Annotated in this window: 15 protein-coding genes; 7 read left to right on the forward strand and 8 right to left on the reverse strand. The window is 62.0% G+C overall.

Going from position 1 to position 15,802, the window contains the following annotated elements:
* Nucleotides 1-56: 56 nt before the first annotated feature.
* Genes sixA through J3A98_RS15460 form a run of 3 tightly spaced genes read right to left on the reverse strand, consistent with a single transcriptional unit; the run spans nucleotide 57 to nucleotide 1,921 of the window.
* Nucleotides 57-515 carry a phosphohistidine phosphatase SixA gene (gene sixA / locus J3A98_RS15450; protein WP_176682185.1) on the reverse strand — a complete coding sequence of 153 codons (459 nt, stop codon included), beginning with the start codon at nucleotides 513-515 and terminating at the stop codon, nucleotides 57-59.
* Nucleotides 512-859 carry a DUF4389 domain-containing protein gene (locus J3A98_RS15455; RefSeq protein ID WP_176682184.1) on the reverse strand — a complete coding sequence of 116 codons (348 nt, stop codon included), beginning with the start codon at nucleotides 857-859 and terminating at the stop codon, nucleotides 512-514. Before J3A98_RS15455 ends, sixA begins: the two co-directional genes overlap by 4 nt.
* Nucleotides 860-895: 36 nt before the next feature.
* Nucleotides 896-1,921: an NAD(P)H-dependent glycerol-3-phosphate dehydrogenase gene (locus J3A98_RS15460; RefSeq protein WP_176682183.1), complete on the reverse strand. Its 1,026-nt coding sequence runs from the start codon at nucleotides 1,919-1,921 to the stop codon at nucleotides 896-898.
* Nucleotides 1,922-2,197: 276 nt separating this feature from the next.
* Between J3A98_RS15460 and J3A98_RS15465 the strand changes: the two genes are divergently transcribed.
* The 5 genes from J3A98_RS15465 (at nucleotide 2,198) to fabB (ending at nucleotide 9,085) form a co-directional block, all read left to right on the forward strand.
* Nucleotides 2,198-4,312, forward strand: a complete 2,115-nt coding sequence (locus J3A98_RS15465; RefSeq protein ID WP_209967194.1) for a TonB-dependent receptor — start codon at nucleotides 2,198-2,200, stop codon at nucleotides 4,310-4,312.
* Nucleotides 4,312-5,202 (forward strand): ABC transporter substrate-binding protein, encoded by an 891-nt coding sequence (locus J3A98_RS15470; RefSeq protein ID WP_209967197.1) that lies wholly within the window; start codon nucleotides 4,312-4,314, stop codon nucleotides 5,200-5,202. Before J3A98_RS15465 ends, J3A98_RS15470 begins: the two co-directional genes overlap by 1 nt.
* The gene (locus J3A98_RS15475; protein ID WP_209967199.1) at nucleotides 5,199-7,130 is read left to right on the forward strand and encodes an ATP-binding protein; all 1,932 of its coding nucleotides are present in this window, start codon (nucleotides 5,199-5,201) and stop codon (nucleotides 7,128-7,130) included. Before J3A98_RS15470 ends, J3A98_RS15475 begins: the two co-directional genes overlap by 4 nt.
* A gap of 207 nt (nucleotides 7,131-7,337) precedes the next feature.
* Entirely contained in the window at nucleotides 7,338-7,853 is a 516-nt protein-coding gene (fabA, locus tag J3A98_RS15480; RefSeq protein ID WP_003251509.1) for a 3-hydroxyacyl-[acyl-carrier-protein] dehydratase FabA, read from the forward strand.
* A gap of 11 nt (nucleotides 7,854-7,864) precedes the next feature.
* Nucleotides 7,865-9,085 carry a beta-ketoacyl-ACP synthase I gene (gene fabB, locus J3A98_RS15485; RefSeq protein WP_176682179.1) on the forward strand — a complete coding sequence of 407 codons (1,221 nt, stop codon included), beginning with the start codon at nucleotides 7,865-7,867 and terminating at the stop codon, nucleotides 9,083-9,085.
* A gap of 130 nt (nucleotides 9,086-9,215) precedes the next feature.
* On the opposite strand, the gene J3A98_RS15490 is transcribed toward fabB, so the two are convergent.
* Entirely contained in the window at nucleotides 9,216-10,223 is a 1,008-nt protein-coding gene (locus J3A98_RS15490; RefSeq protein ID WP_209967202.1) for an amidohydrolase family protein, read from the reverse strand.
* A 116-nt stretch (nucleotides 10,224-10,339) separates the two neighbouring features.
* Between J3A98_RS15490 and J3A98_RS15495 the strand changes: the two genes are divergently transcribed.
* Nucleotides 10,340-11,203 (forward strand): pirin family protein, encoded by an 864-nt coding sequence (locus J3A98_RS15495; RefSeq protein ID WP_209967204.1) that lies wholly within the window; start codon nucleotides 10,340-10,342, stop codon nucleotides 11,201-11,203.
* Nucleotides 11,204-11,598: 395 nt separating this feature from the next.
* Here J3A98_RS15495 and J3A98_RS15500 read toward each other — a convergent pair whose 3' ends face one another.
* The 4 genes from J3A98_RS15500 to J3A98_RS15515 all read right to left on the reverse strand — a co-directional run bounded on the left by J3A98_RS15500 (nucleotide 11,599) and on the right by J3A98_RS15515 (nucleotide 15,331).
* Nucleotides 11,599-12,324 carry a dienelactone hydrolase family protein gene (locus tag J3A98_RS15500; protein ID WP_209967206.1) on the reverse strand — a complete coding sequence of 242 codons (726 nt, stop codon included), beginning with the start codon at nucleotides 12,322-12,324 and terminating at the stop codon, nucleotides 11,599-11,601.
* Nucleotides 12,325-12,401: 77 nt separating this feature from the next.
* The gene (gene htpG / locus J3A98_RS15505; RefSeq protein ID WP_176682175.1) at nucleotides 12,402-14,306 is read right to left on the reverse strand and encodes a molecular chaperone HtpG; all 1,905 of its coding nucleotides are present in this window, start codon (nucleotides 14,304-14,306) and stop codon (nucleotides 12,402-12,404) included.
* A 69-nt stretch (nucleotides 14,307-14,375) separates the two neighbouring features.
* Entirely contained in the window at nucleotides 14,376-14,858 is a 483-nt protein-coding gene (locus tag J3A98_RS15510) for a PaaI family thioesterase (RefSeq protein ID WP_176682174.1), read from the reverse strand.
* A complete protein-coding gene (locus tag J3A98_RS15515; RefSeq protein WP_010954945.1) occupies nucleotides 14,855-15,331 on the reverse strand; it encodes a PaaI family thioesterase in 477 nt (158 codons plus the stop codon). Before J3A98_RS15515 ends, J3A98_RS15510 begins: the two co-directional genes overlap by 4 nt.
* Before the next feature lie 154 nt (nucleotides 15,332-15,485).
* Between J3A98_RS15515 and J3A98_RS15520 the strand changes: the two genes are divergently transcribed.
* On the forward strand, nucleotides 15,486-15,770 hold the full coding sequence (locus J3A98_RS15520; protein ID WP_176682489.1) for a hypothetical protein: 285 nt from the start codon (nucleotides 15,486-15,488) through the stop codon (nucleotides 15,768-15,770).
* Nucleotides 15,771-15,802: the final 32 nt, after the last annotated feature.

Raw genomic sequence — 15,802 nt, forward strand, 5'->3', positions numbered from 1 at the left:
CCCACGCCAGCATTCAAGTCCGAGCGAAACAGTGGCCTGCACAAGCCATCGCACGTTCAAGCGGGTGAGTGGATGGCCCGAAGGGTCATCAACCCGGCCAGCGGCCACTCACCTTCCAGTTCCGCCAGGCTGGCAGTACTCATGGCTGCCGGCTGTTGCCTGTGGCCGTGCTCCAGCGCCCCGACCAGGTTACCGACCAACGGCTGGTGGCTGACCAGCAACACCTGCTCAAACCCCAGGCGCTCGATTTCGCCGATGACCTGCTGCACATCACCCTCGGGCGTCAGCCAGGGCACTGTGCGCACCGGTTCGGCGAAGCCCAGGGTGTCATGCACCAACGCGGCGGTCTGCTGGGCGCGCACGTAAGGGCTGGCGAAAATCGCCTGCAATGGCTGCCCGATCAGGCGAGCAGCACTGTGCAACACCTGCTCGCGACCATGGGCAGTCAACCGGCGCTCGGCGTCTTTATTGGCCCGCGGCTCGGCTTCACCGTGGCGCAGCACCCACAGCTTCACAGCTTGGGTTCCTCGTCACGCACTGGATGCGCGGCCGGCGCAACGGCGTGCGCGGCTTCACCTTCCGGCGCACGCGGGGCCGGCCAGTCAGCGAACGGCCATGGCTTCTGGTCGCTGTGGAAACTGCCGAAACGGCCGATCTGTGCCAGGTACTGGCTCAGGCTGTCACCGAAGTTCATGAGACTGGCGCTGGGCGCCCCATACACCAGTCGGTAGATCAACTGTACAAGCACCAGGCCACCCAGCAGCACCTCGGCCAGTTGCCAGACCACCAGGAACACCAGCATCCACAGCACCCGCAGGATGATCGACTCGCGCTGGGCGCGTTCGGGCGTATCGTTCATGTGTTGCTCCTTGCTCGTGTCAGAGCCGCCAAGGGCTCAGTTGAAACCGCTGATGGAAATGAAATCGACATCGGTCTTGGGCTCGGCGCGCATCAGGTGCTCGATCACCTGGTTCAGCGTGCGGCCTTCGAACAGGATGGCATGCAGGCCAGCGACCAGCGGCATGTACACCTGCACTTGCTGGGCCTTGGTCTTGAGCACCTTGAGCGTGTTGACACCCTCGGCCACTTCGCCCAGGCGGTTGACCGCCTCTTCCAGGCTTTGGCCCTGACCCAGTGCGTAGCCAACCTGATAGTTGCGGCTCTTGGGCGAGGAGCAGGTGACGATCAGGTCACCGACACCGGCCAGGCCGAGGAAGGTCATGGGGTTGGCGCCCTGGCTGACGGCGAAGCGGGTCATCTCGGCCAAGGCCCGAGTAATCAGCATGCTCTTGGTGTTCTCGCCCATTCCCAAGGCCACAGCCATGCCGGCGATGATCGCGTAGACGTTCTTCAGTGCCCCACCCAGTTCGACGCCGAAACGGTCGGCACTGGCGTAGACGCGGAAGGTGCGCCCGTGCAGCACGGCCTGTACCTGCTGGCACAGTTCTTCGTGCTCACTGGCCACCACTGTGGCAGTCAGTGCATGTTCGGCGATTTCGCGCGCCAGGTTCGGCCCCGACAAAACGCCGATGCGCGCCTCGGGGGCGATTTCCTCGAGGATCTGGCTCATCAGCTTGAAGCTTTGCGCTTCGATGCCCTTGGTCAGGCTGACCAGGCCTTTGCCGCGCAGCAGCTCGGCATGGGGTGCCAGCACACTGCGCAAGGCACTCGATGGCAAGGCAACGAAGATCAGCTCGCTGGCCTGCAGGGTGGCCAGCAGGTCGTTGACCGGCTCAACCCCATCGTGCAAGCGGATACCCTTGAGATAGCGCGGATTCTCGCGATTCACGCGCATGGCCTCGGCCTGCGCCGGGTCGCGCATCCATTGGCGCACCGGCACACCGTTTTCCGCCAGCAGGTTCGCCACGGCGGTGCCGAAGCTGCCGCCGCCCAGCACCGCAACAGGTTGCTGTTCAGTCATATCCAATCCATTAAAGCCAAAAGTTAAGTGGCGACCCCGCTATTATACGGCTCGCCTGCCATGCGCCAAGGCTAGCAACGCAGATGACACGGTCATGGCCACACGTTGCAACAAATGAAGAAGCAAGCTTGCTCGCGATGCACCGCCCGCGCGGCGCTCGATGTCCGCCCCATGAAAGCGTCAAGACAGACACGCTGCAAAACCGCTGCAGATCACTGGAAAATACGCCAAGGTCAGTTACCATGCCTGTTTCAATCCTGAAACAAAGGCCGCCCCGTGTTTCCTGGCACGCCCCCGTACCCGCGCCTGCTGTTATTGACCGCCCTGCTCGGCGGTCAGGCCGTGGCCGACGACTTGTTCATCGACAACACCGATCTGCCGCAGATTCTGACCGCCACACGCCTGAAACAATCCCCCGCCGCTGTACCGGGCAGCATGACCGTACTCGACAGCGAACTGATTCGCGCCAGCGGTGCCCGTGATATCCCCGAACTGCTGCGCCTGGTACCCGGCATGATGATCGGCTACGGTGCCGGTAATCAACCCACGGTCAACTACCACGGCAGCAACGTCAACGATGCACGGCGCATGCAGGTACTGATCGATGGTCGCTCGGTGTACCGCGCAGGCCTGGCCACGGTGGACTGGAGCGACATCCCCTTGGCCATGGAGGATATCGAGCGCATCGAGGTGTTCCGCGGCCCGAACACCGTCAGCTATGGCGCCAACGCGCTGATGGCGGTGGTCAACATCCTCACCCGCAAGCCCGCCGACAGCCATGGCACACGGCTGAAAGTGACGCGCGGCCAGGACGGCATCAACGACTTCTATGCCAGCCACGGCTTCGGTTGGGACGGTGGCGACATGCGCCTGTCGCTGTCGGGCCAACAGGACGATGGCTTCGATGAGAACCAGTTCGGCCAGGACTACCGCGACAGCCGCCGCCTTACCCGCTTCAACCTCAGCGCCAACCACAACCTGGCGGTCGACCAGACCCTGGAGTGGCAACTGGCGGCCAAGGAAGGCAGCAATCAACGGCCCTACACCTACCAGCCGGTGTTCCAGAAGTACGAGTCCGGGAACAATGCCGACGTCAACGCCAAGGACTATGCGGGCTCGTTGCGCTGGACCAAAGACTTCAGCGCTGAGCACAGCCTTTATATCCAGGGCTCAGCCCAGCATTTTGATCGCCAGCAAGTGTGGCGTGCCTGTGATGCCTTGCAGTCGTTCAGCCCCGAACTGACCCAGCTCTGGCAGATGAACCCCGATTTCGCCGAAAGAGTGGCGCGAGGTATTGCGACTGGCGCCCCCCTTTCCACTGACGACCCGGCCCTGAAAGGGCTTCTGCAGAAAGTGCAGCAACAATGGGAGATGGGTGGAAGGGAGCAGGTCTGCGGCGATGTCGACCAGAGCACCCGTGAAACCCGCTATGACCTGGAAATCCAGGACACCCTGAGCCTGACCGACAGCCTGCGCCTGCTCAGTGGCATGAACTACCGCTATGACCTCGCCGACTCGCAGACCTACTTCAACGGCAGCCTCGACGACCAGACCTGGCGCCTGTTCGGCCAGCTGGAATGGCGGGCCGACGAGCACTGGATACTGCAAGGTGGGGCCATGTTCGAAGACTCACGCCTGTCTGGCAGTTCGCTGACCCCGCGCGTCGCGGTCAACTACCTGATCACCCCGCGCCACGGCCTGCGTGCGGTGTACTCCGAAGCGGTGCGCTCGCCCGACATGTTCGAGAACAACGTCAACTGGAGTTACACGGTCAAGAACCTGACCCCCAATGCATTCGGGCTGCAAAACGGTGAGTACTTCGTCAAGACCCGTGGCCCTGGTGACCTTGAACAGGAGCGCATGCGCTCGCGCGAGCTAGGCTACAACGGCTACTTCAGCGACATCGACCTGAGCCTGGATGTGAAGCTGTTCTACGACGAGATCACCGGCATGATCAGCGAGCCTCTGAGGAACAATCAGTACATCGCCAGCAACGCCAACAAGGCCCGTTTCAGCGGCAGCGAGGCGCAAATGGACTGGCGCCCTACCCTGCGCGACCGCCTGCGCCTGACCTATGCCTACGTCGATGCCTGGGCCAGCAACCCCGACGACCGCCGCCTCAGCGCCCGCAACAGCGGCTCGGCAGGGTGGATGCGCGAATGGGGGGCCGGCTGGTCGAGCGCACTGTTCTATTACGGCGACGATGCCCTCAACCAGTATCGCTACGAGCGTCTGGACCTGCGCCTGGCCAAGCGTTTTCGGGTGTATGGCAGCAACCTGGAGCTGGCAGCGCTGTGGCAGCAGCGCCTGGACGATGAACCCACCTCGGCCCTGCAGAACCGCTACGACAGCCGTCACCGCCTGAGCGTGAGCGCGGAGCTGGAGTTCTGATGGCCCTGCTGCTGCGCCTGTTGCTGCTGTGCCTGTGGCCGTTGGGGCCTTTGTCCGCCAGCGAAATCATGCTGGTGGGGGCCGAGGACCAGCCCGGTATACGCAACTTCATCGCCGCACTGGAAAGCCGCCGACCGCACGATCATGTGCAGTTTCGCACCACCGCCAACCTGCCACGCCCAGGCAAGCTCAAAGCCGACCAACGCCTGATCCTGCTCGACAGCGCAGCACTGGAATGGCGCCTGGGGGAAACCGCCGGCCCGCCGGCACTGGTCATGCGGGTCAGCCGGGTACAGGCTGAACAGCGCCTGGGAAAGTCGCGCCCCGCGTTCCTCACACTCTTGTGGAGCGACGCACCGTTGGGAAGGCAACTGCGCCTGGTACGCTACTTGTTGCCGCAGGCCAGGCGCATTGGCGTGCTGTACGGCGAGCACAGCAGTTTCCTGCTGAACGAACTGCGCCATGCCGCACGGCCGCTAGGCCTGGAAATCGTTGCCCAGGACTGGTCCGACCCGCGTGACAACCGCCCCCTGCAGCACCTACTGGGTAACAGCGATGTGCTACTGGGCCTGGACGACCCTGACTTGTACAACTCCAAGACAGCAAAGAACCTGCTGTTGAGCAGTTATGGCCGGCAGATGGCGCTGATCGGCCCGAACGCCGGCTTCGTTCGCGCTGGCGCCCTGGCCAGCACCTACAGCGACCAGGACGACTGGCTGTGGGTGCTCGACCAGTTGCTCGACCAGCCGCCGACGCGCTGGCCGCGCAGCCTGTACCCAGTGCGCTACGGGGTCAGTGGCAACCAGCAGGTGGCCCGTGCCCTGGGTCTTGAACCGATCGATCAGAACGCCGCCGTCAAGGCCCTGGCCGAGGGAGAACCCACCCCATGAGCAAACGCTTGAGCTGGGACATTCATACCCGCACGCAGATCATCAGCCTCGGCCCCGCCCTGCTACTGACCTTGATCTTGATCAGCTTCTTTACCTTCGTGCGCATCCAGGACCTGCGCCAGGAACTCAACCACACCGGGCAACTGATCGCCAACCAGTTGGCACCGGCGTCGGAGTACGGGGTGATTTCGGGCAACAACGAAGTGCTCGAAGGGCTGATGCGCGCCACCCTCAGCATCCCGCACGTGCGCTTTCTGGAAGTGCAGGACAGCCGCAACCACATCTTGGTGTACGTCGAGCAGTCCGACGAAAGCGCCAACCGCGCGCAACAGGTCGAAGTGTTCCAGGCGCCGATTCGCCTGCAACAAATCCGCCTGGACAACGACTTCCTGCAACAGGGCAAAACCACCACCCCGGCCATCGGTGACGACTACCTGGGCCGGGTGATCGTCGGCATGTCCGATGACGCCTTCAGCCAGCGCCAGCAGGAAATCGTGATCAAGGCCGGGATCCTGGCGCTGTTCGCCCTGCTGTTCACCTTTTTGCTGGCTCGCCGCCTGGCCCTGAGCCTGGCCAAGCCGATCAGTGACATGGGGCATGCGGTCAAGGCTATTCAGCAAGGCGAGTACAACACCCCCCTGCCGGTAGTCGACGACAGCGAGCTGGGCCACCTGGCCCGTCACATCAACAACCTGGCCAGCGCCCTGGAGCAGGCCAGTGATGAACAGAAGCAGGCCATTGCCGAACTCATCCAGGCCCGCGAGGAGGCCGAACAGGCCAACCGCGCCAAATCGGATTTCCTGGCGATGATGAGCCATGAGTTGCGCACCCCGATGAATGGCGTGCTGGGCATGCTGCAACTGTTGGAAACTACACCGCTGAGCAGTGAACAGGCCGATTACACGGCAGTGGCCAGCGAGTCCACCGGGCATTTGCTTAAGGTCATCAACGACATCCTCGATTTTTCGCGCATCGAACGCGCCGCGTTGCAACTGGAGCACATCGACTTCAACCTCGGCGAGCTGATTACCAGCAGTGTCCAGTCGTTCCAGCACAGCGCCCAGCAACGCGGCCTGGGCCTGCACCTGCAACTGCCGGCCGGTATCGAGAAGTTGCAGGTGAACGGCGACCCCACACGCATCCGCCAGATCCTGCTGAACCTGGTGGGCAACGCCCTGAAGTTCACCGAACGTGGCCAAGTACAAGTCGACGCACGCTGGCAGGTGCTCGACCGACAGCTGATCTGGCTGACCTGCAGCGTGCGTGACACCGGCATCGGCATCGACAGCGACCGCCTGGAAATGATGTTCGTCGCCTTCCAGCAGGCCGACAGCTCGATTTCCCGTCGTTACGGCGGCACCGGGCTGGGGCTTTCGATCGCTCGTACCTTGGCCGAGCGCATGGGCGGCAAGCTACGCGGTGAAAGCCGTGAGGGCCAGGGTTCGACATTTACCCTGGAGATGCCGCTGGCCCTCGCCAACCCTGCCCCCATCCCGCTGACGCCGCCAACGACTGCACAAACGACGGTGCCGGACAATGATCAGGTACTGCTGGTGGAGGACAATCCGGTCAACCGAAGTGTCGTAGAAGCCATGCTGCGCAGCCTGGGGCTGGCAGTATGCACGGCAGAAGATGGCCTCGAAGCCGTCGAACTGGTCGGCCGCCAGCGCTTTGCTGCCGTGCTGATGGATTGCCGCCTGCCGCACCTGGACGGCTATGAAGCCACCCGACGCATCCGCCAGTTGCCCAACGGCGCTGGGCTACCGATCATCGCCCTGACTGCCAACGCCTTGCAGGGGGACCGTGAACGTTGCATGGCCGCCGGTATGGACGATTACCTCAGCAAACCCTTGCGCCGCACCGAGTTGCAGCAGGTGCTGCAGCGCTGGTTACCCGGTCAGACAACCGCGACTGGCGATAAATGCTAAAGTGCGGCAGTCTTAAACACTGGACAGGACCTTCATCGGACCTGAAAATAGACGTTTCAGTGCACACCTGTACTTCTTTCACCAGGTGCGCTGTGACTTTCACCACAACGCAATAGTCTACCTGTAGGCTGCCGCCTCGAAGCGCTTGGTTTTCGGGCCGGCCGGGAAGATTCATCCCCTGCCGCAGGGGGTTATTGAGGAGCTCGCATGACCAAACAACACGCCTTTACTCGGGAAGACCTGCTGCGCTGCAGTCGCGGTGAGCTGTTCGGCCCAGGTAATGCGCAACTGCCCGCGCCGAACATGCTGATGGTCGATCGCATCACCCATATCAGCGAAGAAGGCGGCAAGTACGGCAAAGGTGAGTTGGTCGCCGAGCTGGATATCAACCCGGACCTGTGGTTCTTCGCCTGCCATTTCGAAGGCGATCCGGTAATGCCGGGCTGCCTGGGCCTCGACGCCATGTGGCAGCTGGTTGGCTTCTTCCTCGGCTGGCAGGGCCTGCCGGGCCGTGGCCGCGCCCTGGGTTCGGGCGAGGTGAAATTCTTTGGCCAGGTACTGCCTGAAGCCAAGAAAGTCACGTACAACATTCACATCAAGCGCGTCCTGAAGGGCAAGCTGAACATGGCCATCGCCGATGGCTCGGTCAGCGTCGACGGCCGCGAGATCTACACTGCCGAAGGCCTGCGGGTCGGCGTGTTCACCTCCACTGACAATTTCTAAGGGTTATTCGCATGCGCCGCGTCGTTATCACTGGTCTGGGCATCGTATCGTGCCTGGGCAATGACAAAGCTACCGTCACCGAAAACCTGCGCAACAGCCGTCCGGGTATCCGTTTCAACCCGGAATACAAGGAAATGGGGCTGCGTAGCCAGGTTTCCGGGTCCATCGACCTCAACCTCGAAGAACTGATCGACCGCAAGGTTTACCGCTTCGTCGGCCACGCGGCTGCCTACGCCTACCTGGCCATGCAGGACGCGATCAAGGACTCCGGCCTGACCGAAGAGCAGGTTTCCAACCCGCGCACCGGCCTGGTGGCTGGCTCCGGCGGCGCCTCGACCCTGAACCAGATGGAAGCGCTGGACACCCTGCGTGAGAAGGGCGTCAAGCGCGTCGGCCCATACCGTGTAACCCGTACCATGGGCAGCACCGTGTCGGCATGCCTGGCCACCCCGTTCAAGATCAAGGGCATCAACTACTCGATCTCGTCGGCCTGCGCCACCTCGGCTCACTGCATCGGTACCGCACTGGAGCAGATCCAGTGGGGCAAGCAGGACATCGTCTTCGCCGGTGGTGGTGAAGAAGAGCACTGGAGCCAGTCGTTCCTGTTCGATGCCATGGGCGCCCTGTCGACCAAGCGCAACGAAACCCCGGAACTGGCCTCGCGCGCCTACGACGCTGACCGTGATGGCTTCGTCATCGCTGGCGGTGGCGGCATGGTCGTGGTCGAGGAACTGGAACACGCCCTGGCACGTGGCGCCAAGATCTACGCCGAAATCGTTGGCTACGGTGCTACTTCCGACGGCTACGACATGGTTGCTCCGAGCGGCGAAGGCGCCATCCGCTGCATGCAGCAGGCGCTGTCCACCGTCGACACCCCGATCGACTACCTGAACACCCACGGTACCTCGACCCCGGTCGGTGACGTGGCCGAGATCAAGGGCGTGCGTGCCGTGTTCGGCGACAAGGCACCGAAGATCAGCTCTACCAAGAGCCTGTCGGGTCACTCGCTGGGCGCCGCCGGCGTGCACGAGGCGATCTACTGCCTGCTGATGATGGAAAACAACTTCATCGCCGGCTCTGCCAACATCGACGAGCTGGACCCGGAAGTCGCCGACTTGCCAGTCCTGCGTAAAACCGAAGAAAACGCCAAGATCGATACGGTCATGAGCAACAGCTTCGGCTTCGGCGGCACCAACGCCACCCTGGTACTCAAGCGCTGGGAAGGCAAGTAAGACGCTGCTGCTGTAAATGAAAACGCCCCGACTGGTTCGGGGCGTTTTTGTTTGGGTTGCCTGTGCTGGCCTCTTCGCGGGTAAACCCGCTCCTACACAGGTCATTTACAGTGCTTATGGCCATTGCAGGCTAATGGCGCGCCTTGGGCAACACCGCCAGAAAGTTCTCCCGGGCCACCTTGTGCGCCACCGCCTCCGGCAAGGCATCCAGAAACGGCTTGAACCCGTGCATCTGTTCCCCCAGGCTGCCAAACCGCCCCACCACATCCGACCCCATCATGAAGCGCTCCGGGTACTTCTCGACCAGCGCCAGCCATTCCTTGCGCGGCACGCCGTGCTTATCCAGCAAATACGGCTGCAGCACACTCCACGACAGATCGACATACAGGTTCGGGTAGTCCTCCAGCAATCGCGTCAGTACCGGCAGTAGAAAGTCCATCTGCGTCTGGTGGCGGTGTATCTCCATGCTGCTGCCGGCATGCGCCCAGATGAATCGCGTATGCGGGTGATTGCGCAGCGGCTCTTCGATCTCCGCCAGGTACAGCGGGTTGCGCTCGCGCTTGGAGGTGATGTTGGAATGCAGGAGCACCGGTAGATCGCGCTCGGCCGCCAGATGATAGATGCGCGTCATGGCCTCGTTGTTGGCGCGCGGCGTGTCCCCACTGGTCAGCGCTGTCAGATCATCGTGACGAGTAAACACCTCGCCGATGCCCTGCCAAAGGCCCGGGTACAAATCGAGCATGCGCTCGATATGGCTGACCGCATTCTTGTCCACCGGGTTGAAACCGCTGAGGAATGGGTGGAAGCGCTTGCGCTGCTCACTTGGCAATTGCTGCAGCGCCGCCGCCACGTAAGTATCGGTGGCGCTGTACCAGTAGGCATCAGCGTCATCACCGGCGTAGTAGCGCGGGCGCTTGGGTTCGTCTTCGTGCCATTTCTTGGCCACCGGTATACCTGAAATCATCGACTGCTCAACCCCTGCGGCATCCATGGCCTTGATCAGCGCCGGCATGCCTTCACTTTCCTGGAAGAAGTCCACGTAGTGCAGGTGGGCATCACTGTAGCGGTAGTCGCGCGCCTGTGCCGCCTGGCTTAGACAGGCAGACAACATCACGCAGGCCAGCGCTCTGGCAATCATGGGCAGGTTCCTTATCCGAGTATGAAAACAGTAGACCGGCCGGCCAACGCGACGGTTCAGCCACAGCAGGCAAACCGTTATGCTTGAAGCACTGTCACCTCGCCTGGAGCCGTCCCATGAGCAGCCCCCTGGTCATTCACCCCCGTGCCGAATCGGTCGAGGGCCAGCCGATCCTGCGCCCGCTGCCGTCAGCCCAGTGCCGCAGCGTCGGCCCGTTCGTGTTTTTCGACCACATGCTCGAAACGGACTATGCCCCGGGGCATGGCATGGACATCCGCCAACATCCGCATATCGGCTTGTCGACCCTGACCTACCTGTTCGAAGGCGCAATCCTGCACAAGGACAGCCTTGGCTCGGCGCAGCGAGTGCTGCCAGGTGATGTCAGCTGGATGACTGCGGGCAGCGGCGTCGCGCATGTCGAGCGCACCCCCGAGGATGCCCTGGCCCATGGCTCGCGCCTGCATGGGCTGCAGGTATGGCTGGCATCGCCGCGCGAGTTTGAGCAAGGCCAGGCAAGCTACAGCCATCACCCCGCCGCGAGCTTGCCCGTCAGTGACAGCTTGGGTGTACGTATCTGCATGATTGCTGGCAGCGGGTTCTGCCTGGTGTCGCCGGTGCCGGTGCTGTCCCCTACCCTTTATGCGCATGTACGGATGCAACCGGCGACCACCTTGCTGGTACCGAATGAGCATGTGCAGCGGGCGCTGTACCTGCTCGATGGTGAGTTGACGATGAACGATGAAGACGTGGAACCGTGCAGCCTGGTAGTACTGCCGGAGGGGGAAGAGGTGACGTTGTATGCGGAGGGTGAATGCCAATTGGTACTGATTGGCGGCGCACCGCTGGATGGGCCGCGGCGGATGAACTGGAATTTCGTGGCCAGCGACCCGGAGCTGATCGAGCGAGCCCGGGCCAGGTGGGCTGCGGGGGATTGGTCGGTGGTGCCGGGGGAACATTCCAGGATCGAGTTACCTCGGTGATCGGGGGTGGACACAGGTCGACGGCTGGGCGCAGCCCGTCGTGTAGGAGCGGGTTTACCCGCGAAGAGGCCGGACCTGCCGGCCAATTTCCACCCGCCGTTCACCGTTGATGCCGCTACCGTATTCGCGGGTAAACCCGCTCCTACACCTGATCAGGGGTGAACGCACATTGGTGATTGGGCGCAGGCCGTCCTGTAGGAGCGGGTTCACCCGCGAAAGGGCCGGCCCTGCTGGCCAATCTCCACCCGCTGTTCACCGTTGCCGCCGCCACCGTATTCGCGGGTAAACCCGCTCCTACACCTGATCGGGGGTGAACGCACATTGGTGATTGGGCGCAGGCCGTCGCGTAGGAGCGGGTTTACCCGCGAAGGGCTGCAAAGCAGCCCCCTGCAATCTCAGCGCTGGAACACTTCACTCAGCAGATTATGCATCGAACGGAACGCTCGCTCGGAAGTGCGCCGGTCGTACTGCATCTTGCCCGGCACGTTGGCATTCGGGTCGGTAAACGAGTGCACCGCACCGCCATAACTGAGCAACTGCCAGTCCACCTTGGCCGCGTTCATCTCGTCCTCGAATGCCGGCAGTTGTTCTCTAGGCACCAATGGGTCGGAGGCACCATGCAACACCAGCACCGAACCCTTGATGCGCTTGGCATCTTCAGGGTTCGGCGTGTCCAGAGTACCGTGGAACGACACTGCCGCGCGCAGGTCGGCGCCGCTACGGGCCAGCTCCAGGGCGCAGCAGCCACCGAAGCAGAAGCCGAAGGCAGCCACCTTGCCAGGCTCCAGCAGCGCCTTCGACTGGCCCAACAATTGCGCCAAGGCTTCCTGCATGCGTTTGCGCAGTTCGTCACGGTCATTCTTCAGCGGCATCATCGCCACGCCTGCCTCATCGGCATTGGACGGGCGCACCGATTGCCCGTAGAGGTCGGCAATCAACACCACATAGCCCTTCTCGGCGACTTCCTTGGCGATACGCTCGGCACCTTCGCCAATGCCCATCCAGTTCGGCGCCATCACCAGGCCCGGACGGCCCAGCGCCCCCGGCTCATAGACCAAACGGCTTTCATAGGCCTTGCCGGACAGGTGATAAACCAGCGACTCGACGATAACTTTGCTCATCTAGCACTCCTTTGGCACTTTTCACAAAAAGGCAGCCATGAAAAAAGCCCGCCGAAGCGGGCTTTCCTATGATCAACTCAAGCAGACAGCTCGACCAGTAGCTTGTTCAGGCGACGAACGTACGCCGCCGGGTCCTTCAAGCTGTCACCGGCCGCCAGGGCCGCCTGATCGAACAGGATGTGCGACAGCTCGGCGAAACGGTCTTCGCTCTGCTCGTGGTCCAACTTCTCGATCAGCGGGTGGCTCGGGTTGAACTCGAAGATCGGCTTGGACTCCGGCACTTTCTGCCCGCTGGCTTCCAGAATCTGGCGCATCTGCAGGCCCAGGTCCTGCTCGCCGATGGCCAGGATCGCCGGCGAGTCGGTCAGGCGGTGCGATACGCGCACTTCGGCCACGGTGTCACCCAGCGCACCTTTCAGTCGCTCGACCAAACCTTCCTTGTCCTTGGCGACTTCTTCCTGGGCTTTCTTGTCTTCTTCCGAATCCAGCTTGCCCAGGTCCAGGTCGCCACGGGCGATATCGACAAAGGCCTTGCCGTCGAATTCGTTGAGGTAGCTCATCAGCCACTCGTCGATGCGGTCAGTCAGCAGCAGCACTTCGATGCCTTTCTTGCGGAAGACTTCCAGGTGCGGGCTGTTCTTGACCTGCGCGTACGACTCGCCGGTGAGGTAATAGATCTTGTCCTGACCTTCCTTGGCACGGGCCAGGTAGTCGGCCAGGGCGACGCTCTGCTCGCCGCTGTCGTCCTGGGTGGACGCAAAGCGCAGCAGGCCGGCGATTTTCTCCTTGTTGGCGAAGTCTTCGGCCGGGCCCTCTTTCAGCACCTGACCGAAGTTTTTCCAGAAGCCCTTGTACTGCTCGGGTTCGTTCTTCGCCAGCTTCTCCAGCATGTCCAGCACGCGCTTGGTCAGCGCGGTTTTCATCGAATCGATGATCGGGTCTTTCTGCAGGATTTCACGCGACACGTTCAGCGACAGGTCGTTGGAATCGACCACACCCTTGATGAAGCGCAGGTACAGCGGCAGGAACGACTCGGCCTGGTCCATGATGAACACACGCTGCACGTACAGCTTCAGGCCGCGCGGCGCTTCGCGCTGGTACAGGTCGAACGGCGCACGGGCCGGCACGTACAGCAGCGAGTTGTATTCGAGCTTGCCTTCGACCTTGTTGTGGCTCCAGGCCAGCGGGTTTTCGAAGTCATGGCCAATGTGCTTGTAGAACTCCTGGTATTCCTCGTCCTTCACCTCGGTGCGCGAACGGGTCCACAGGGCGCTGGCGCGGTTGACGGTTTCCCACTCTTCGGCCGGCTGTTCTTCACCTTCGGCGGCGGCCTGCTCTTTTGGCAGTTGAATCGGCAGGGCAATGTGATCGGAGTACTTCTTGACCACGTTGCGCAGGCGCCAGCCATCGGCGAACTCCTGTTCGTCCTTCTTCAGGTGCAGGACGATACGGGTACCACGCTGTGGTTTGTCGATGGTGGCGACTTCGAATTCGCCCTCGCCTTTCGACGACCAGTGCACACCTTCCGCCGCTGGCTGACCAGCACGGCGGCTGTACACATCGACCTTGTCGGCAACGATGAACGCGGAGTAGAAGCCCACGCCGAACTGACCGATCAGGTGCGAGTCCTTCTTCTGGTCACCGGTGAGGTTCTTCATGAAGTCGGCAGTGCCGGACTTGGCGATGGTGCCCAGGTGGGTAATGACGTCTTCGCGGCTCATGCCGATGCCGTTGTCCTCGAGGGTCACGGTACCAGCGTCCTTGTCGAAGCTCAGGCGAATCTTCAGGTCAGTATCGCCCTCGAACAGCTCTGGCTTGGCCAACGCTTCGAAACGCAGCTTGTCGGCGGCGTCGGAAGCATTGGAAATCAGCTCCCGCAGGAAGATTTCCTTGTTCGAGTACAGCGAGTGAATCATGAGGTGCAGCAGTTGCTTCACCTCGGTCTGGAAGCCCAGCGTTTCCTTTTGTGTTTCCACAGTCATGGTCTTCGAAACTCCGATCTGATGGCGATGGCGCCTGGCGGCCGATTCGGCCAGCGTTAACGGCGGATGTCATGCAGATGGGGGCTGCCCGGATGATTTCAAGGGCTTTTCCGGTTCGATCTTGAAATGCGCACGGGCCGTGGCAATCGGCGACTGCCTGTCGCCCTGCCACGCGGTGATGGCCACGTTGGTCACCCGCCGGCCCTGGCGCCACAGCTGGCACTGGGCGTAGGTATCGCGAAAATGCCCGGCGCGCAGGTAGTCGACAGAAAAGTCGATGATCTTCGGAATGCTTGCGCTCTCGCTGTAGATCAGCAGGTACAGCGCTGCCGACAGCTCCATGAAGCCGGCGATCACGCCGCCATGAATGGCCGGTAACAGCGGGTTGCCGATATTGTCCGGGCTGGCCGGCAGGCGGAACAACAAGTCATCGCCCTGACGCTCGCATTCGATGCCGATCAGCCCGGCATAGGGAATCAGCGCCAGCAATGGTCGATAGTCGCCCACCGCATGGGCGGCGTTGAGCTGCTGGCGCACCGCGCGCGGAATCATGCCTTGCCCTCCTTCAGACTGTCGCCGAAACGGATGCCGCCCTTGATGTCCTGGCCCAGGCGCATGAACGTGCCCACCACCTGGCAGATGGGCTGGTCGGGGTCGTCCTGGTAGGCGGTGCCACGGGTGAAGATCACGTCGCGGGTAACACGGTAGCACTGGGCGTGACCGTAGATGTCCTTGCCGGCCTCAGCAGGGTGCATGTAGTCGATGCGCAGGTCCAACGTCGGGCACACTTCGAAGCGCGGCAACACACACAACGTGGCCATGCCACAGGTGGTGTCCATCAGCGTGGTCAGCGCCCCGCCGTGCACAGCACCAGTTTGCGGGTTGCCGACAATGGCCGGCGACCACGGCAGGACCAGGGTCATGCCATCGCCATCAGCCTGCGCCACCCGCATCTGCAACAACTGACAATGTTTTAAAGCCGAGAGAAAGCGCTCGGCCATTGCCATCAAGGTTGAATCGCTCATTGGCTGTTCCCATTGGCCGCAGGGCGGCTTCATGAATTCGTTGAAAAGTCTATATAGAATGAGGCGTTATATATCTGTAATCTTCGTTGAACTTATTCCGCGTAGTGGCACTCGAAGGAACAAGTCACTTATTCCACCAAGGAGATACACCCCCATGCGTAAACCTTTTGCTTTTGCTCTGATGCTGGCCGCTGCCATGGGCCTGGCTGCTTGCGATAAAGCGAGCGAAGACAAAGCCCAAGACGCACAGCAACACGCCGAGCAAGCCCAGGAAAAAATGGGTGAAGCTCAGGATAAGATGAACGAAGCAGCCGAGGAAAACGCTGAAGCTGCCAAAGATCAGGCCGAAGCCGAGCAGAAGGCTGCCGAAGAAGCCGCTCCGGCTACTCCGGCGCCAGAAGCGGCTCCAGCTACTCCGGCAGAACCCGCCAAGCAATAATTGGCTGAAACAAAAAAACCCGACGACGTCGG

The organism is Pseudomonas sp. BP6 (assembly GCF_017875935.1).
GTDB lineage: Bacteria > Pseudomonadota > Gammaproteobacteria > Pseudomonadales > Pseudomonadaceae > Aquipseudomonas > Aquipseudomonas putida_Y.